The sequence below is a fragment of the Steroidobacter agaridevorans genome (genome assembly GCF_009932555.1).
In the GTDB taxonomy this organism is placed as follows: domain Bacteria; phylum Pseudomonadota; class Gammaproteobacteria; order Steroidobacterales; family Steroidobacteraceae; genus Steroidobacter; species Steroidobacter agaridevorans.
Map to the genome: position 1 here is coordinate 656,586 of NZ_BLJO01000001.1, position 17,850 is coordinate 674,435.

Genomic DNA, 17,850 nt, shown 5'->3' on the forward strand with positions numbered 1-17,850 from the left:
TTTCCGCGCAACTTCGAGCCTCGATGCACGGAACAATGCTGCCGCATGGACAGAATCGTCAGCCACAAGGACCTGGTCGTCTGGCAAAAAGCCGTCGCTCTGGCGTGCAAAGTCTACGCCGCGAGCCGCTCACTGCCCAGAGACGGGCGTTTCGGCCTGCAGCGACAGCTGCGGCGTACCGCCGTGGCCGTCGCAAGCCGCATCGCAGAGGGCTCGGCAAGCCCAAGCCGTACTCAATTCGTCCAGTTCCTCCGCGCATCGCGGTGCTCACTATCCGAACTGGAAACTTTGTACGAAATCGCAAGCCGGCTCGCTCCGAGCAACGACACCTCGGCCAGACTGGAAGAGATTGCCGAAGTTGGCAGACTGCTTAACGGCCTGATACGCAGTTTGGTTTCATCGAGCCGCGCGGCGCACGCCAAAGCCTGCGCCCCGCAGCGCTGACAGCCGATTACAGGCGGCCGTCCACGTCGTCGGCGTCGAACACATACTTGATGTCGTACAGCACGTGCGGCTTCTTCGCGAACGTGCGGATCTCGTCGATGCCCATCTCGCGGAACTGCTTGTGCGCCACCGCCATCACGATGGCGTCGTACTTGCCTGCGCCGGGCCGGCGGATCGGTTTGATGCCGTACTCGTGCTCGCACTCCTCGGCGTCGATCCAGGGATCGAACACGTCCACCTTCGCGCCGTACTTCTTCAGCTCCAGCACCACGTCCGCGACCTTGGAATTACGCAGGTCCGGGCAGTTCTCCTTGAACGTCAGGCCCATCATCAGGATGCGCGAGCCGTTCACGTGGATGCGCTTCTTGATCATCAGCTGCGCGATGCGCTCGGCGACGTAAATCGCCATGTTGTCGTTGATGCGACGGCCCGCCAGGATCATCTCGGGGTGATAGCCGATCTCCTGCGCCTTGTGCGTCAGGTAATACGGATCCACGCCGATGCAGTGGCCGCCGACCAGGCCCGGACGGAACGGCAGGAAGTTCCACTTGGTGCCGGCCGCTTCGAGCACTTCCTCGGTGTCGATGCCGAGACGGTTGAAGATCAGCGCCAGTTCGTTGATCAGCGCGATGTTCACGTCGCGCTGCGTGTTCTCGATCACCTTGGCGGCCTCGGCGACGCGGATGCTGGAAGCCTTGTGCGTGCCCGCCTTGACGATGCTGCCGTAGAGCGCATCGACGAAGCTGGCCACTTCCGGCGTCGAGCCCGACGTGATTTTCTTGATCGAGGTCAAGCGGTGCTGCTTGTCGCCCGGATTGATGCGCTCGGGGCTGTAGCCGGCGAAGAAATCCTTGTTGAAGGTCAGGCCGGAGAGCCGCTCCAGGATGGGCACCGCGACTTCTTCGGTGCAGCCCGGATACACGGTGGATTCGAACACCACGATGTCGCCCTTCTTCAGCACCTGGCCGATCAGCTCGCTGGCGCGCTCGATCGGCGTCAGATCCGGTCGCTTGTAGCTGTCGATCGGCGTCGGCACCGTGACGATGTAAACCTGGCACGGGCGCAGATCTTTCAAATTGGTGGTGTAACTGAGGCGCTTGGCGGCCTTGAGCTCCGCCGGCTCCACTTCGAGCGTGCTGTCCTTGCCCTTCTTCAACTCGGCGACGCGGGCCGCCTTGATGTCGAAGCCGACCGTGTGGAAGGACTTGCCGAACTCCACGGCCAGCGGCAGTCCGACATAGCCGAGACCGATCACGCCGAGCTTGCATTCGCGCAGACTGAATTGAGACATAACTGTCCGGGTTGATAGCCGAGGGTTAATGCAAAGGGCGCAAGAATGCCACAGAAGCGGCCTCGAAATAGAGACATAGCTCTAAAGGACATCGCTGGCGGCGGGGCCGGTCAAAGCAGGAAGAGGACGGCCCAAAGACCGCTCAACGTCAAGGTGATGGTGTATGGCAACGCCATCCAGACCATTCTGCCGTAGGACAGGCGGATCAGCGGCGCGACCGCCGAAGTCAGCAGAAACAGCAGCGCCGCCTGGCCGTTCGGGGTGGCGATGCTGGGAATGTTGGTGCCGGTGTTGATGGCCACGGCGAGCCGGCCGAACTCGGAGGTCGTGATCGCGCCCTCCAGCAGCGCCGCCTTCACTTCCGTGATGTAGATCGTGGCGACGAAAACATTGTCGCTGACCGAGGACAACAGGCCGCTCGCCAGATAGAAGATCGCCGCCCGCCCCTGCCCGCTCTCCTGCAGGGCCCAGCCGACCACCGGCTCGAACAGATGCTGGTCGTGGATCTGCGCCACGATCACGAAGAACACCACGATCAGCGCGGTAAATGGCAGCGCCGCCTCGAATGCCTTGCCGAGACGATGCTCTTCGGTGATGCCGGTGAACGCCGTCGCCAGCACGATCACCAGCAGACCGACCAGGCCCACTTCGGCCAGGTGCAACGCCAATGCGAACACCAGGATCAACGCGGTGATGGCCTGCACGACGATGATCGCGACATCGCGCTGCGTGCGCTGCGCCTGCTGTTGCCGATCGTAAGCTTCGAGGACATTGCGGACCGCGTCCGGCAAGCGCGCGCCGTAACCGAACCATTGCAAGCGCTCGACGATGAGGCAGGTAACGATGCCCACGACGAACACCGGCAGCGTCACCGGCGCGACCTGCCAGAAGAACTCCGCAAAATTCCAACCGGCCTGCTCGGCGATGAGCACGTTTTGCGGCTGTCCCACCGGCGTCATCACGCCGCCGATCACGGTGCCGGCGCCGGCATGCATCAACAGGCCGCGCAGCACCGCGCGAAACGCATCGAGATCCGAACGATGCAGCTCGCCAACGTGCTCATCGACCGAGCTGTCGTGCGGCTCTTGATGGGCTTTGCCCGACGCGACCTTGTGATAAACCTCGTAGAAGCCCATCGCCACGGTGATGATCACCGCCAGCACGGTGAGCGCATCGAGAAATGCCGCGAGCACCGCGGACACGCCGCAGAACAGGAACGCCAGCAACAGATTCGAGCGCACCTTCAGCAACAGCTTGGTGAAACAGAACACCAGCATTTCTTTCAAAAAGAAAATGCCGGCGACCATGAAGATCAGCAGCAGCAGGATGGGGAACGCGGTGAGTGTGTGCTGATACACCGAGGCGGGATGAGTGAGCCCCAGCAGCACCGCTTCCAGCGCCAGCAGGCCGCCCGGCTGCAATGGATAACACTTCAGCGCCATCGCCAGCGTGAAGATGAACTGCAGCACGATGCACCACGCCGCGATCGTCGCGCCGTGCGCACCACCCAGGAACAACACCAGCGGGTTCAGCAGCAGAAACCCGAGGATGGTCAGCTTGTACCAGCGCGGCGCATGTCCGAGAAACAGATTGCGAAACGCGTGCAGCATGAGCCGCGGATCAGGCGAGTGCTGCTTGTGCCGCCATCGGCGCTGGCTCCGGAGTCATCGACGGCAGCACCAATTGTTTGAATATCGTCTTGCCGCCGCTGCTCTTGTCGATCGCGGCCAGCATGCGCTCGTGAGCGACCAGTTCTTCCTCGCTCGCCCGCAGAATCCGCAGCACGCCGCGCGGACGCATGATGGTGGCCACCGGCTCGAACCCGACATCCTTACTGGCTTCCGTCGTCTCGCCCAGAATCAGCGCCGTCTGGCCGCCGGTCATCGCCAGATAGACTTCGAGCAGGATCTGCGCGTCGAGCAACGCGCCGTGCAGCTCGCGATGCGAGTTGTCGATGTCGTAGCGTTTGCAGAGCGCGTCCAGGCTGTTGCGCTGGCCCGGGTGCATCTGGCGCGCGAGCGGCAACGTGTCGATGACTTTGCAGAGATTGCGCGTCTGCCGCAGTGGCCCCGGCAGGCGCTTCAGCTCGGCATCGAGGAAGGCCAGGTCGAACGCCGCGTTGTGAATGATCAGCTCGGCGCCGCTGATGAACTCGAGCAGTTCCTCGACGACATCGGCGAAGCGCGGCTGCTGCGCCAGGAATTCGTTGGTGAGGCCGTGCACCTGGATGGCGCCGCGGTCCACTTCGCGATCCGGCCGCAAATAGCGATGGAAAGTGCGGCCGGACTTGCGCCGGTTCACCATCTCGACGCAGCCGATTTCGATGATGCGATGACCCTGCTCGGGCTCGAGGCCGGTGGTTTCGGTGTCGAGGATGATTTGCCGCATCAGTCGTCAGCCCTGCACCGATTCCTTCAGGGCAGCGACGACCTGCGCCTGGTGCGCCTCGGTCAGATACGGATGCATGGGCAGGCTGATGACGCGATTACCGACCGATTCGGAAATCGGGAAGCTGCCAACCCCCTGGCCGAGGTTCGCAAACACCGGCTGCAAGTGCAGCGGCACCGGATAATGCACGGCTGTCGGCACCCCGCGAGCCTTCATGCCCTGCTCCACCTTGGCTCGATCGGCGACTTCGACGGTGTACTGCGCATACACGCTCGTGCAATCCGGCGCGATGTACGGCGTGACGACCTTGCGCGCGGGATCGGTCTCTTTCGCGAACGCTTCGTTGATGAGCTGCGAGTAACGAGCGCCAATCCTGATACGAGCCTCGACCTCATCCGGGAAGATTTCCATCTTCGCCAGCAATACCGCGGCCTGCAGCGTGTCCAGGCGGCCGTTGATGCCCAGCCGCGGATGATGATAGCGACGGTCCTGGCCGTGCACGCGAATCTCGCGCATCACCTTGGCCAGAGCGTCGTCGTCGGTGAACAACGCGCCGCCGTCGCCATAGGCGCCGAGCGGCTTGGAAGGAAAGAACGAGGTCGAGCCGACTTCGGACACGGCGCAGGAGCGCTTGCCCTTGTAGGTCGCGCCGAAACTCTGCGCGGCATCTTCGATGACCGGAATGCCATGCTTGCGGGCGATCGCATTGATCGCGTCCATGTCGGCGCACTGACCATACAGCGATACCGGCATGATGGCCTTGGTGCGCGGCGTGATCGCTTTTTCGATCAGCTTCGGATCGAGGTTGTAAGTGCGCGCATCGATGTCGACGTACACCGGCTTGGCGCCGGCGAGCGCGATCATTTCGCCGGTCGCGATGAACGTGAACGGCGAGGTGATGACTTCGTCGCCCTGACCGATGCCGTACGCCATCAGCGCGATCAGCAACGTGTCCGTGCCGCTCGACGCACCGATGCAATGTTTCGCACCGACGTACTCGGCGAGCTTGTTCTCCAGCTCGACGGTCTCCGCGCCCAGGATGTACTGGCCATGCTCCAGCACCGTGCGAATGCGCGCATTGACCGAGTCCTGCACGCGGCGGTACTGAGTTTTGAGATCGATGAAGTCCATGGAAAAGCCCGGTGATGATCGCAAGCTGGCGCGCATGATAGCGCATGCCCGCTCGCTTGCTGATCTGGAGTGAGCCGGGATCAGCCGACCGGCAGTCGCGCCAGCATCTCGTCGATCGCTTGGTTCGCCAGTCGATCGGCGCGCTCGTTGCCGGGCACGCCGGCGTGGCCCTTCACCCAATGCCATTCGATCTTGTGCCGCGCGATCTCGCGCTCCAGCGCCTGCCACAGATCGACATTCTTTACCGGCTTCTTGTCGGCTGTGCGCCAGTCGCGCAGCTTCCATTGCGCCATCCATTCGAGGATGCCTTTGCGCACGTACTGCGAGTCGGTGTACAGCACCACGTCGCAGCCGCGCTTCAACGCCGCCAGCGCCTGGATCGCCGCCGTCAGCTCCATCCGATTGTTGGTGGTGAGCGCCTCGGCGCCCTTGAGCTCTTTTTCATGGTCGCCCGAGCGCAGGATCGCGCCCCATCCGCCTGGCCCCGGATTGCCGCGGCAGGCGCCGTCGGTGTAGATCTCGACTGCGGCCATTTATCGATATGGGTGGTGAATCACATGCGATTCGCGTTGCGCGGCGTGGACGGCTCGATGAGCCCGCCAACCACCTTGGGGCGCAGGCGCCAGCGCGGACGAATCGGCGTCAGGGTGTACACGCGCTTGCGAGCCTTGATCAGATAGCCGCCGGCGAACATCGGCCAGAGATAATTGCCGCTGCGCTCGAAGAAGCGTTGTGACGAAGGCGAGCTCGCGCTGAACGGCAGGCTGAACAGATAACGGCGCGAATCGACGACCTCGAAGCCGAGCAGCTTGAGCCAGTCACGCAGCCGGCCCTCGCCGATCAGCCGCTCGGTGCCGGGCGGGAAGCCGCTCTTCGCGAACCAATGCCGCAGGCCCCAGCTGGAAAACGGCCGGAAGCCGAACACGATCAAATGACCTTCCGCGGACAGGATGCGCCCGACCTCGCGCACGATCTCGTGCGGCTCGGGCTCGTACTCCAGGGTGTGCGGCAACAAAACTGCATCGACCGAGTCGGACTGGATCGCGAGCGCATCGGTGCGGGAGCGAATGGAGGATGCCCCCGGCAGGCGTGCGCCGTGCCACGCCAACACCGATTTGCGCTGAGTGCGCGCCTCGGACATCAAACCATCGTCGTCGCCCCACTGTCCGATCTGCAGCAGCTGCCAACCGAACACCTGAGCGAGCGCCTCGCCCGCGAGCTTGCGCTCGAGCGCATAGACGCGCTGACCGAGCGGCGAGCGCAGCCAGGCATGCAGGTCGAGGGCGGTGGGCTCGGGCATAACGCAAGGATAACGGATCGGCGCGGCCGCGGGTTCGGCGCATCGAGTCTCAAGTTTGCCCTGACAAGCAGTGCCAATGGAACCGACCCCAGAATGCGACGCTTTTAGCCTTGATTAATGCTTGCCGCTCAGCGACATGGGATGTTAAATACCCCCAGGTTCGGTGCTTGCCGGGGTCAGTCGACAACGATGCTACAAGTGACCCCGGTTCGGGCATTTTCTGACAATTACATCTGGCTGATTCATTCGCCACGCGACCCCGCGCGGGTCGTGGTCGTCGATCCGGGCGACGCCAGGCCGGTCGAACGCGCGCTCGCCGCTCGCAATCTCACGCTCGCAGGACTCTTGATCACGCATCACCACGCCGATCACGTCGGCGGGGTCGAGCAGCTGCTGCAAGATCGCCGGGGAATTCCGATCTACGGGCCGGCGACCGAAACCGTTCCCGGCAATCCGCAGCGGTTGCGTGAAGGCGATCGCGCCCTCTTCCCCGAGCTCGGACTGGCATTCGACGTGCTAGACGTCCCCGGGCACACCGCAGGTCACATCGCGTACGTGGGTCACGGCGTCGTGTTCTGCGGCGACACCCTGTTCAGCGCCGGCTGCGGCCGGCTGTTCGAGGGCACGGCGGAACAAATGCACCATTCGCTGTCCAAGCTTGCGGCCCTGCCTGCCGAAACTTTGGTGTACTGCGCCCACGAGTACACGCTCAGCAATTTGAAATTCGGCCAGGCGGTGGAGCCTCACAATGCGGCCGCGGCGAGCTATCTGGCGCATTGCCAGGAATTGCGGGCCCGGGATGAGGCGACGATTCCATCGGACATGAGGCGAGAGAGGAATGTGAACCCTTTCTTGCGCTGTGACGATCAGACTGTGAAACAGGCCGCTGAAGCCTATGCCGGTCGCAGGTTACCTAGTCAACCTGAAGTATTCGCTGTCATCCGGCAGTGGAAGGACAGTTTTCGCTGAGTTGCCCGGCCAACGGGCACGGCAGTTTTTTCTAGCAAGGTGCATGAGCACCGGAGCGTGATGGGAGTCGCCCGCCGGCTCGGCGAACGCCGAGTATCAAGGGCCGACCGTTTTTCAGTTTTGCGCCTGCCTTTCGCGAATTCGATAAAGGGCAAGGCAGGTGGAGGGATCAGATGTTTCAGTGGCGACCAGCGACCGCGCTGCCAGCAATTCTAGCAACCACCCTGGTGGTCCTGACGGCTGGCTGCAGCCACCTCGGCTCGAACGACGACAGCGACGCCGACGACGAAGATCCGGTCGAATTCGTGGAGCTCGATCCCGCGATCACCAAGCTCGATGAAGCGGCGATCGGCGTGTCCGGTCCCGAGCAGATCGAGGAAGCCATCGAAGCCCTCGACCAGACCGGTCCGCGCCTGGTGCGCGAGCTGGGCCAGGACGGCGCGGCGCTGCCCGAAGGCGGCGACCTGTTCGAGCGCATCCGCAAAGGCTACACGCTCAGCGACATCGATCATCCGTCGGTCGAGATGGAGCTGCGCTGGTTCGTCAAGCATCCCGATTACCTGGACCGCACCTTCAAGCGCGGCGAGCGCTACCTGCACCACATCGTCGGCGAGCTGGAAGCCCGCAACATGCCGCTCGAGCTGGCCTTGCTGCCGGTGGTCGAGAGCGCCTTCAATCCCGTCGCCTATTCGCGCGCCCGCGCTTCGGGCCTGTGGCAATTCATTTCCGAGACCGGCCGGCGCTACGGCCTGAAACAGAACTGGTATTACGACGGTCGCCGCGACGTGATCGCGTCCACCAGCGCCGCACTGGATTACCTGCAGTTCCTGCACGACGAATTCGATGGCGACTGGCTGCTCGCCGTCGCTGCATACAACTGCGGTGAAGCGCGCGTCGCTCGCGAAGTGGCGAAGAACGCCCGCGCCGGCAAACCGACCGATTACTTCAGCCTGAAGCTGCCGCGCGAGACCCGCGCGTATGTGCCGAAGCTGCTCGCCATGCGCCGCATTGTCGGCGATCCGACCAGCCATGGCCTGGCGTTCGCGCCGATTGCGAACGCGCCCTACTTCGTCAAAGTCGATGTCGGCGGCCAGCTCGACCTGCACGTCGCCGCCGAGCTCGCCGACCTGTCGAAGGAAGAGATCCTGGCGCTGAACCCGGCGTTCAATCACTGGATCACCGATCCGGACGGCCCGCATCACATCCTGGTGCCGATCGATCGTAACGACCGCTTCAAGGAAGGCATCGCTGCCCTGCCGCCGTCCGAGCGCGTTCGCGTCGTGTATCACCGCGTGCGTCGCGGCGACACGCTTGGCGAGATCGCCGACAAGTACGGCATCTCGGTCGCGGCGATCAAGAACGCGAACAAGATTCGCGGCAGCATGATCCATCCGGGTCAGGAGCTGCTGATCGCAGCGGCGCCGAAAGGCGTGCAGTTGCCGAGCGAAGCTCAGCTCGCTTCCTACGAAGAAGAATCGCCGGCCCGCAGCCGGGCGCCTTCGGACAAGCACATCGTGCGCCGTGGCGACACGCTGTGGAGCATCGCCAAGACTCACGGCGTGAGCATGAACCGCCTGGCCAACAGCAACGGCCTGGATAGCGACGACACGCTGTCCATCGGTCAGGTGCTGGCGATCCCGGGCACCGCCAGGCTCGCCGCGACCGACAGCAGCACCGTGGCGCGTTCGAGCACTTACGTGGTCCGTCGTGGCGATTCGCTGTCCACCATCGCCACCAAGTTCCGCGTCCGCCTCACCGACCTGCTCGGCTGGAACAACTTGACCAAGCGCAGCGTGATCAAGCCCGGCCAGCGCCTGGTGATGTACATCGACGACCGGCGCCGCGCCGGAATCTAAGCCCTTTCCCTGGGAGGTCCGCGGCCGCGGACCTCCGTTTGCCTTCGATCCGCTAAACTACCCTCCAGCTTTAATCACTGGAGCGGTTCATGGCATTTCTGGCAGGCAAGCGCGCCCTCATCATCGGACTGGCGACCGAGCGTTCCATCGCCTACGGCATCGCCCAGGCGATGAAGCGTGAAGGCGCGGAACTGGCGTTCAGCTATCAGGAGCGCTTCAAGGATCGCGTCGAAGGCATGGGCAAGGAGTTCGGCGCGGCCGCCGTGTTCGAAATGGACGTGGCCAACGACGACAGCATCGCCACCGGTTTCGAGACGCTCAAGAAGAGCTGGGACAAGCTCGACATCATCGTCCACGCCGTGGCGTTCGCGCCTTCCGATGCGATTCGCGGCGGCTTCGTCGAATCGACGACGCGCGAAAATTTCCGCATCGCGCACGACATCTCCAGCTACAGCCTGACCGCTGTGATCAAAGCCGCCGAGCCGATGCTCGAAGGCCGCGCGGGCTCCATCCTCACCCTCACCTACCTCGGCGCGGTGCGTTCGCTGCCGAGCTACAACGTGATGGGTCTGGCGAAGGCGAGCCTGGAAGCTGGCGTGCGTTTCCTCGCCGCCGATCTCGGCCCCAAGGGCATTCGCGTCAACGGCATTTCCGCGGGACCGATCAAGACGCTGGCGGCTGCCGGCATCGGTGGCTTCCGCAAGATGCTGAGCCATGTCGCGTCGATCGCGCCGCTGCGCCGTAACGTCACGGTCGAAGACGTCGGCAACACCGCCGCGTTCCTCGCTTCCGATCTCTCGGCCGGCATTACCGGCGAGATCATCTACGTCGACGGCGGCTTCAACACCGTCGGCATGTCGTTCCCCGAAGGCGATTGATCGACCCCAATGAAAAACGCCGCGGCTTCTGACGAAGACCGCGGCGTTTTTTTTGCCTCGTGAAATAACGCAGCTGGCGTTATTCGAAGACCTTGTCGTTGCGAACGATGTCGGCGTTGCGCTGGGCTTCTTCGACGTACGCCGTCAGTTCCTCATTGCCGGCACGCACTTCGGCCTGACGACGACGCGCAGTACGCGCCTGCTCAGGCTCGCTGCCCGCTTCGCCGCTGCGAATCTGCGTGACGGCCAGCACGGCGTAGTTGCCATCGTCCGTCGTCACGCCCGCCACGTACGGCTTGGCTTCGGAAATCTCGGACTTCGATGCCTGGAACGCCGAGCGCAGCACTGCGGGCGGAGCGATCGAGTCGTCGCGAGTGACGAAGCGACGGCCCACCGGCTTCATTCCCAAAGCGTTGAGCGAGTCCCAAGTCTCCCCCTTCTGCAAACGAGCCACGGCATCCGCGCCCTTCGCCGCCGCGGCGTCGCGAGCGGCCTGCGCACGAAGACGCGTTTCGATCTGACCGCGAACTTCCGCGAGCGGACGCGGCTCGGCGGGCGTGTGACCGGTGACACGCAAGACCACCGCCTTGTCATCGCCAACGGCAACCAGCGGGCTGTTCTGACGACGCTCGAGCACATCTTCGCTGAACGCCGCATCGATCACGCCCTGGTCGGCGCCGAACTCACCGCCGCCTTCGCGCGTGAAGCCCTTGACCTCATGCACCTGCAGGTTCATCGACTTCGCCACCGTGTCGAGCTCGGTGAGCGCGGCGAACGCCGCGTCGGCCATTTTTTGCGATTCATCGTAGAAGCCCGTCTGCGCCTTGTCCTTGCGGTACTCGGCTTCGATGTCGGCGCGGGCCTCGTCGAACGTCTTCTGATGGCCCGCCTGGATCTCCTCCAGCTTCAGCACGTGATAGCCGAACTGGGTCTTCACCGGACCGCGGATCTCGCCGGACTGCATGCTGAACAACGCGTCTTCGAACGGACCGACGAACATGCCCCGCTGCGCCCAGCCCAGATCGCCGCCTTGCACGGCCGAACCCGGATCCTTGGAGTTTTCCTTGGCGAGCTGCGCGAAATCGGCGCCGGCCTTGGCCTTGTCGGTCAGCTCCTGCGCCTTTTTCTGGGCAGCCGCGTCATCGAGGCCATCGGTCGCGGTGATCAGAATGTGCCGGCCCTTGCGCTGTTCGGCAGAGGTGAAGCGCTCCTTCACCTGATCGAAATACTCCTTCAACGCCTGCTCGCTGACATCGACCTTCGATTCCGCCTGCTCGCGGGTCAGCTCGATGTACTGCAGATCCACCGTCTCGGGCAGCAGGAAGTCCTTGCTGTTCGCCTCGTAGTATTTCTGGATCTGCTCGTCGGTCACGGTTATCGAGGGCAGGAAGTCGTTCGCCGCGATCAGCACGTAGTCGACTTCGCGCTGCTGCTTCTCCAGCTCGAAACGACGGTCCAGCTCGTGAGGCAGCGCGAACGCCGAGTCGACCACGCCGCGCTGTAACTGCTCGAGCAACAGATCGCCCTGCATCTGCGACTCGAAACGAGCCTCGGTCAGGCCGTTCTGCCGCAGCAGGCCGTTGTACCGGTCCGCCGAGAACTTGCCGTCGACCTGGAAGTCGGGAATTTCCATGATGCGCCGGGCCAGCTCCTCGTCGCTCACCTTGTAGCCCAGCTCGTTGGCGCGCCGGGTCAGCAGCGTCTGCTGGATGTACTGGTCGAGGATGGCCTGCTGCTGAGCCTTGGCCATTTCCGGCGGCAGCTCGTTACGCAGCATCTGCTGCAACTGGGACTGGCGGCGCTGCCAGGCCTGGCGCACGGTCTCGACCGGGATGCGCTCGCCATCCACCTTGGCCGCGAACGCGGCGGCGGAGGACTGGAAATCGATGCCCCAGAACACGAACACCACGCCAATGGCGCCGAGGAACAGACCGGCGACCCAGCCGGTGATCTTGTCGCGGATGGTTTGCAGCATGTGACGGGCGGTAAATGTCCCTAAACGATTGATTCCGAACGACTTGCCGGGCGCGCCATGCGGCCGGGGCCGCGATAGTAACACGTACCTATTTATAGGCGGGACTTGCAGCTCGGGGGCGCTTGCCCGGGGCAACTCGGGCCCGCCGCGCGGGCGCCGGCGAATAGCGGATCTGACATCGTTCGCAATAGAAAGTGCGCCGGTCGGTCGTGCCCAGGTAGGCGCGCTGGAGCTTGATCTCACAGCGTGGACAGACGCCTTTGTTATGGACCAGCCAGTGCTTCCTCAGCACGAACGCACGTTTCCATTCCAGGAACTGAAAACTGTAGGTCCTCGCCTCCTCCACCAGCTGGCGCAGCTTGGCCGGCGGCAGCGCGCCGACCTTCGAGCACGGATGCACTCGGATTCGATACAGGACTTCGTTCTTGATGATATTGCCGACACCGGCGAACACGTTCTGATCCAACAGCGCATCGCAGACCAATATGTCCGGCATGGCGCGCAGCTTCTTGCGGGCGGCCGCGGCGTTCCATGTATCGGACATCACATCGCCGCTCCAATCGTAGGTGCTGTCGAGACTGCCTTCGAGATAGCGGACCGAGCACGCGTAGAAGTTCAGCTCCTGCCCGCGGGCGAAGCGCAGGCCGAAGCGAATGGGCTTGTCCGGCTTGCGCTCGTTGATGCAGTAACGGCCGAACATCAATAGATGTATGCGGACCGTGAACTCGGGGAACTCGATCAGAAAATGTTTGCCCCAGGTGCGCAGCGACACGATGCGCTGACCCACGACACGCGACTTGTCGATCTTCGAGTTGCCTTCGGCGGCAAGCACTCGCTTGCCTGCGAATATCTGCGCCTGCTCGCGCAGGATGACCAGCGACGGACCTTCAGGCATGACCCCTGAATAATCGATCGAGCACGCCAAGGTTCCGCTCGTTGCGGACTGCCGCAACGAGCGCGTGCTGTTACTGCTCCAGGCGTGCGTGCGGACCGAGCGTCGCGCCGACGAAGCCTCCTGCCACTTCGGTGCTCAGGATGGAGCCGTCGTCATTCTCCAGCAGCGGCTGCCAGCCGGCCGCGTCGTAGTAGAACGAGTAGTCGCGGCCTTTGCCAGAAATTTTCAATTTGATCTCCGCATCGGTCGCCTGCTTCAGCGTGGCGGTCGCAACTTGTTTCACTGTCGCCCCGCTCTTCTTTTCCAGAAAGACCTGCACCGCCTCACCCGAGCGCCGCGCGCCCAAGAAGTACCAGTGCTGCCCGTTCTGAAATGCCGCGAGACCCGCCGCAACGCCGGACTCCTTCGGCAACCGCAGCGAGGTGCTCGCATCGAACGTGAGATGTTGCTGGCGCCGTCCCAGATAGGCGGGATTGCTCTTACCATCCAATCCTTCGGCAGAGGCCGTGATGTTGAGCCGGCCCGGCGTAGCCGCGAGATCGAACCAGTTTTGTTTCGGCGCACGGACCTGCAGCCATGCCGAATTCAACTCCCGCCGATCGAACTCGTCGCGCCAGGTGAAGTTGCCTGTGAGTGGCATGACGTCGCGATGGTCATTCGATAACTTCGGCGCCGGCGCGACGTAAGGAATGGCTTTGCCTCGCTCGAGAATCACGGGCCAATCGTTCTGCCAGGTCACGGGCAACAGATAGGTTTCGCGACCGGTGTGATAGTTCACGCCGTCATAGGGACGTGAGCCCAGAAAGGTCGCCCACCACGTTCCATCGGGCGCTTCCACCAGGTCGGCATGGCCTGCATTCGTAATCGGATTGGCGCGATCTTTCGCCAGCTCCCGCTGCGTCAGAATCGGATTGTCCTGGTAAGGCTGGTAAGGCCCCCACACCGACTTCGAGCGCAGGATCACTTCGGAATGATTGGGCCCCGTGCCGCCTTCCGCGCACATCAGGTAGTACCACTCGCCTTTCTTGAACACATGCGGCCCTTCGATCCAGATGGGCTGCTTGGAAATATCGACGCCGCCGTTCAACAGCACCCGACGCGGACCGACCAGCTTCAATCGCTGCAAATCGAATTCCTGCATCCAGATGGCGCGATGACCTTCGTATCTCGGCTTCTCATCCGGCGCACCGTTGTTCAGCACGTAGGCTTTGCCATCGGCGTCGATGAACAACGATGGATCGATGCCGTCGATTTCCGGCAGCCACACCGGGTCCGACCAGGGGCCGGCGGGATTCTTCGCGGTGCTGATGAAATTGCCGCCGCTGTCCACGAGCGTGTTCAGGACATAGAACACGCCATCGTGATGATGAATCGCCGGTGCAAACACGCCGCGCGAGATATCCAGGCCATCGAAAGGCAGCTGCGAAGGACGATCGAGCACGTGCCCGAGCAGGCGCCAGTGCACCAGGTCGCTGCTTTCAAATACCGGAATGCCCGGAAAATAGGCGAACGTCGAGTTCACCAGATAGAACTTGTCGCCGGCGCGAGTGACGCTGGGATCGGGATAGAAGCCGGCGAGAATGGGATTGCGATAGCTGCCTGCCGGCAGCGGCGTTGCAAATACCTCGTCCTTGCCCGTGTATTCGAACCAGTCGAATGAAACGGTCGGCGCTGCCCGTGCGAGCAGCCAGGGAGCGAGCAAGAGGGCCGCGAGCGATAACTGCTTCTTCATCCGTTTGCTCTTATAAAAAAAACGGGCGCCTGGCTGGACCAGGCGCCCGCTATTACATCACAACAAACCCATCAGAACGTGGCTCGCAGTCCGAGCAACACCTGCCGGCCCGGGTAGTACACCGAGTACGGCGAGTTGTCGAAGCCGAACTGAGTGCGCAACGGTTCGTTGGTGAGGTTCAACGCGTCCAGCGTCACGCGCATCGACTCGTTGAGGAACGGCAACGTGTAGCCCGCGGACAAGTCGAGCTGGCCGCGCTCATCGGCACGCAGCGGCACCTGGACGTTGTTCTGCGGAGCGTTGGCCGCGATCGACTCGTCGTTCCAGACGTAGTTCAGGCTGACCGACAGACCGTAGTTCTCATAGAACGCCTGCAGGTTGTAGCTGTACGGCGCGATGCCGGCAGCAAACAAACCCGTGGACGAGCTCTGATTGATCTTGGTGCCGTTGGCCGAGAAGCCCAGGCCTTCGGCGACGAAGTCCAGCGGCTGCACCCAGGTGATTTCGGCGCCTTCGAGCTTCAACTTGTCCAGATTGACCGGACGGTTCACCGTGACCAGCGCATTCACGCCGCCACGCTGCTCCATCGCGGCACGCTGTGTGTCGGTCAGGCTGCTGTACGGGATGCCGAGGCTGGTGAACGGCACCTGCGACTGCTGGATATCGGTGAAGCCATCCACGTCCTTGCGGAACAATGCGACGCCGATGTAACCGAGACCGCCGGTGTAGAACTCACCGCCGAGATCGAAGTTATCGGAGAAGTACGGCTCCAGATCCGGATTGCCGACGCTGGCAATCTGACCCGACGGATCGCTGAACGTCGTGCCCGGCAGGATCTGTCCGGCATCCGCGCGAGTCATGCTGCGCGAGGCAGAGAAACGCACTTTCAATCGATCGGTGACATCGTAAGCCGCGTTGAACGACGGCAGGAAGTCATCGTACGTGCTGTCGAGCGTCTGATCGAAGATGCCCGAACCGGCCTGCACCGGGCTGGTCACCGTCTGATCCGTGTGGAAATAACGCAGGCCGGCGTTCAAGCGCAGATCGCGATCGAACACCACCAACAGATGATTGGCCTCGAGATAGGCGCCGCCGGTCTTCTCGCCGATATCGCCCGTCGCGCCGCCCGTCACTGCACCGATCGCCTCGGGCGCGGTATCGCGATAGTAGGCGTAGTTCGTGTCCCGCTGGAGCGCTGCGAGCTGCGTCATGATGAAGCGCGAGTAACCGACGCTGCCGCCGGCGAGATGACCGAAGTCACCCGTGTCCATCGGACGCAGATACCGCGCAACCTGCGAGTTCGGAATCGAGCCCGTGACACCGGCGCACTGCGCGCCGCATACCGCCTGCTGGAAAGCCGCGCTGTTGTCGTACGCACGAATCGAACGCTCGGCCTTGTCGTACGCGACACCGACTTTGATGTTCGAATCGTCATCGCCGATGAGCGTGTCCACATGCGCGCCCTGCGTTTCGGTCTCGCGCTTCACGTTCTGCACGTTGACGCGGTACCACTGCCAGCCGAGGAAGCGATTGTTCAGATCGACATTGGTGGTGATGATGGGCTGGTCGCTGCCGCCATTGCGCAAATAGACCTCGACGCCCGATTCACGCGGCGTCTGGAAGTCGAACTGCGGCTGTTCGCGGAAGAACTCGCTGTGGCTGTAGTTCACCTGTGCGTTCACGCGCACGTTGTCCGCAACCTGCCACTCCATGTTCGGGTTGATGTTATAGAACTCGGTTTCCTGATCGAAAATGTCGTTCTCGAGGAAGAAGCTCGAGTTGGCGAAGGTGCCGTCGGTGACGACGCCGTTGCCATCCACGGTCAGATCGATGGGCACCATGCCGCCGGTCGAGGTCGGCGCCGTGCCCGGACCGGAGTTGCGCACATACCAGTTCATGTTCAGGCGCTGATAGTCGCGATTCGATTCGGCGTACATCGTGTCGAGCGCGAACTTCAAGTCGTCGCTCGCGCGATATTCCATCGAAATCAAACCGGACACGCGCGAGCGATCGCCGATGGTGTAGCTGTTGCGGCCGAGGCGCGGCAACAACGCAGTCTTCAGAACGTCGGCGGACACGCCTGCCAGGTTCGCCACCGCCGCCGCATCCAGAGTCGTGCCCGGCGTGTAGTTGCGAACGTTGTTCGGCATGACCGGCGCGTACTGGAAGCCGTTGCCATTGTTGCTATCCGCAACGCCGAGCGAGCTCAGGTTGCCGTCGGTCCAGCCGATCGACTCGAAGCCGTCGATGCGCGTCTTGGTCTTCACGCCGGAGATGCCGACCAGGATGCCGAACTTGTCCCAGGTCTGGCTGCCGATGAGGGCGCCGCGCGGGCTCACCTCGTCATTGCTGTCGGTGTATTGGCTCTGCCCGATAACGGTCAGATGCGTGCCTTCCTTATCGAACGGACGCGCATTTCGCAGGTTCACCGTGCCGGCGATGCCGCCTTCCAGCGTGGAAGCGACCGGCGTCTTGGCCACGTCGAGGCGGGTGAACAATTCGGAAGGAAAGAAATCCAGGTCGACTTCGCGGTTGGCGCTGCCGCCATTGGTGCCGCCGTCGGAGGCCACCGCGATCTGCGAGCCGTTCAACAGGACCTTCGAGAAGCTCGGGCCCAGGCCGCGCACCGAGATCTGCACGCCTTCGCCGTTGATGTCGCGGTTCAACTTGACGCCCGGGATGCGGTTCAGCGTTTCGGCGAGGTTGGTCGCCGGCAGCTTGCCGATGTCTTCGGCGTAGATCGAATCGCCGAACGCGACCGACGCGCGCTTCGCTTCGGTGGCGCTCTCGAGACTCTGTCGAATGCCGGTGACCACCACTTCTTCGACTTCGCTCGTCACGGGTGCGGTGTTCTGCGCCGGCTGTGGCGCCTCTTGGGCGAGCACGGCTGCGGAAGCCAGCCCAAGAACGGTCGCGGACGGAATCAAGACCGTGCGCAGAATGAATCGCTTGCTGAAACTCATATCCCCTCTCCTCACAGCACCAGGTGCT

General features: G+C 63.0%; 14 protein-coding genes. 4 read left to right on the forward strand and 10 right to left on the reverse strand.

All coding sequences use genetic code 11. The features are described from left to right. Positions 1-45 precede the first annotated feature (45 nt). Entirely contained in the window at positions 46-444 is a 399-nt protein-coding gene (locus tag GYH35_RS02830; RefSeq protein ID WP_161813683.1) for a four helix bundle protein, read from the forward strand. A 7-nt stretch (positions 445-451) separates the two neighbouring features. Here GYH35_RS02830 and tviB read toward each other — a convergent pair whose 3' ends face one another. The 6 genes from tviB to GYH35_RS02860 form a co-directional block, all read right to left on the reverse strand. Further along, positions 452-1,735: a Vi polysaccharide biosynthesis UDP-N-acetylglucosamine C-6 dehydrogenase TviB gene (tviB, locus tag GYH35_RS02835; protein ID WP_161813682.1), complete on the reverse strand. Its 1,284-nt coding sequence runs from the start codon at positions 1,733-1,735 to the stop codon at positions 452-454. Between the two features lie 110 nt (positions 1,736-1,845). Next, complete coding sequence (gene nhaB, locus GYH35_RS02840; protein ID WP_161813681.1) at positions 1,846-3,345, reverse strand: sodium/proton antiporter NhaB; 1,500 nt, start codon at positions 3,343-3,345, stop codon at positions 1,846-1,848. 10 nt (positions 3,346-3,355) lie between these two features. Continuing rightward, positions 3,356-4,123, reverse strand: coding sequence for a DNA polymerase III subunit epsilon (gene dnaQ / locus GYH35_RS02845; RefSeq protein WP_161813680.1), 768 nt, complete (start codon positions 4,121-4,123; stop codon positions 3,356-3,358). Positions 4,124-4,129: 6 nt separating this feature from the next. Beyond that, positions 4,130-5,254, reverse strand: coding sequence for a DegT/DnrJ/EryC1/StrS family aminotransferase (locus GYH35_RS02850; protein ID WP_161813679.1), 1,125 nt, complete (start codon positions 5,252-5,254; stop codon positions 4,130-4,132). Between the two features lie 80 nt (positions 5,255-5,334). Continuing rightward, positions 5,335-5,787 carry a ribonuclease HI gene (rnhA, locus tag GYH35_RS02855; RefSeq protein WP_161813678.1) on the reverse strand — a complete coding sequence of 151 codons (453 nt, stop codon included), beginning with the start codon at positions 5,785-5,787 and terminating at the stop codon, positions 5,335-5,337. A gap of 20 nt (positions 5,788-5,807) precedes the next feature. After that, positions 5,808-6,554: a class I SAM-dependent methyltransferase gene (locus tag GYH35_RS02860; protein ID WP_161813677.1), complete on the reverse strand. Its 747-nt coding sequence runs from the start codon at positions 6,552-6,554 to the stop codon at positions 5,808-5,810. Positions 6,555-6,743: 189 nt separating this feature from the next. On the opposite strand from GYH35_RS02860, the gene gloB reads away from it, so the two are divergent. The 3 genes from gloB (at position 6,744) to GYH35_RS02875 (ending at position 10,257) form a co-directional block, all read left to right on the forward strand. Continuing rightward, a complete protein-coding gene (gene gloB, locus GYH35_RS02865; protein WP_161813676.1) occupies positions 6,744-7,523 on the forward strand; it encodes a hydroxyacylglutathione hydrolase in 780 nt (259 codons plus the stop codon). A gap of 173 nt (positions 7,524-7,696) precedes the next feature. Beyond that, positions 7,697-9,379 (forward strand): LysM peptidoglycan-binding domain-containing protein, encoded by a 1,683-nt coding sequence (locus GYH35_RS02870; RefSeq protein WP_161813675.1) that lies wholly within the window; start codon positions 7,697-7,699, stop codon positions 9,377-9,379. Between the two features lie 89 nt (positions 9,380-9,468). Further along, complete coding sequence (locus GYH35_RS02875; protein ID WP_161813674.1) at positions 9,469-10,257, forward strand: enoyl-ACP reductase FabI; 789 nt, start codon at positions 9,469-9,471, stop codon at positions 10,255-10,257. A 79-nt stretch (positions 10,258-10,336) separates the two neighbouring features. Here GYH35_RS02875 and GYH35_RS02880 read toward each other — a convergent pair whose 3' ends face one another. The 4 genes from GYH35_RS02880 to GYH35_RS02895 all read right to left on the reverse strand — a co-directional run bounded on the left by GYH35_RS02880 (position 10,337) and on the right by GYH35_RS02895 (position 17,822). Then, complete coding sequence (locus tag GYH35_RS02880) at positions 10,337-12,232, reverse strand: SurA N-terminal domain-containing protein (RefSeq protein WP_161813673.1); 1,896 nt, start codon at positions 12,230-12,232, stop codon at positions 10,337-10,339. An 88-nt stretch (positions 12,233-12,320) separates the two neighbouring features. Next, positions 12,321-13,127: a DNA-formamidopyrimidine glycosylase family protein gene (locus GYH35_RS02885; RefSeq protein ID WP_161827595.1), complete on the reverse strand. Its 807-nt coding sequence runs from the start codon at positions 13,125-13,127 to the stop codon at positions 12,321-12,323. Between the two features lie 70 nt (positions 13,128-13,197). Then, on the reverse strand, positions 13,198-14,859 hold the full coding sequence (locus tag GYH35_RS02890; protein ID WP_161827596.1) for a glycoside hydrolase family 43 protein: 1,662 nt from the start codon (positions 14,857-14,859) through the stop codon (positions 13,198-13,200). 71 nt (positions 14,860-14,930) lie between these two features. Next, the gene (locus GYH35_RS02895) at positions 14,931-17,822 is read right to left on the reverse strand and encodes a TonB-dependent receptor (RefSeq protein WP_161827597.1); all 2,892 of its coding nucleotides are present in this window, start codon (positions 17,820-17,822) and stop codon (positions 14,931-14,933) included. Positions 17,823-17,850 lie beyond the last annotated feature (28 nt).

Coding starts and splice junctions, on each gene's coding strand:
- GYH35_RS02860 (WP_161813677.1), bottom strand. CDS start 6,554: ATGCCCGAGCCCACCGCCCTCGACCTGCATGCCTGGCTGCGCTCGCCG.
- GYH35_RS02870 (WP_161813675.1), top strand. CDS start 7,697: ATGTTTCAGTGGCGACCAGCGACCGCGCTGCCAGCAATTCTAGCAACC.
- GYH35_RS02850 (WP_161813679.1), bottom strand. CDS start 5,254: ATGGACTTCATCGATCTCAAAACTCAGTACCGCCGCGTGCAGGACTCG.
- rnhA (WP_161813678.1), bottom strand. CDS start 5,787: ATGGCCGCAGTCGAGATCTACACCGACGGCGCCTGCCGCGGCAATCCG.
- dnaQ (WP_161813680.1), bottom strand. CDS start 4,123: ATGCGGCAAATCATCCTCGACACCGAAACCACCGGCCTCGAGCCCGAG.
- nhaB (WP_161813681.1), bottom strand. CDS start 3,345: ATGCTGCACGCGTTTCGCAATCTGTTTCTCGGACATGCGCCGCGCTGG.
- GYH35_RS02895 (WP_161827597.1), bottom strand. CDS start 17,822: ATGAGTTTCAGCAAGCGATTCATTCTGCGCACGGTCTTGATTCCGTCC.
- tviB (WP_161813682.1), bottom strand. CDS start 1,735: ATGTCTCAATTCAGTCTGCGCGAATGCAAGCTCGGCGTGATCGGTCTC.
- GYH35_RS02885 (WP_161827595.1), bottom strand. CDS start 13,127: ATGCCTGAAGGTCCGTCGCTGGTCATCCTGCGCGAGCAGGCGCAGATA.
- GYH35_RS02875 (WP_161813674.1), top strand. CDS start 9,469: ATGGCATTTCTGGCAGGCAAGCGCGCCCTCATCATCGGACTGGCGACC.
- gloB (WP_161813676.1), top strand. CDS start 6,744: ATGCTACAAGTGACCCCGGTTCGGGCATTTTCTGACAATTACATCTGG.
- GYH35_RS02830 (WP_161813683.1), top strand. CDS start 46: ATGGACAGAATCGTCAGCCACAAGGACCTGGTCGTCTGGCAAAAAGCC.
- GYH35_RS02890 (WP_161827596.1), bottom strand. CDS start 14,859: ATGAAGAAGCAGTTATCGCTCGCGGCCCTCTTGCTCGCTCCCTGGCTG.
- GYH35_RS02880 (WP_161813673.1), bottom strand. CDS start 12,232: ATGCTGCAAACCATCCGCGACAAGATCACCGGCTGGGTCGCCGGTCTG.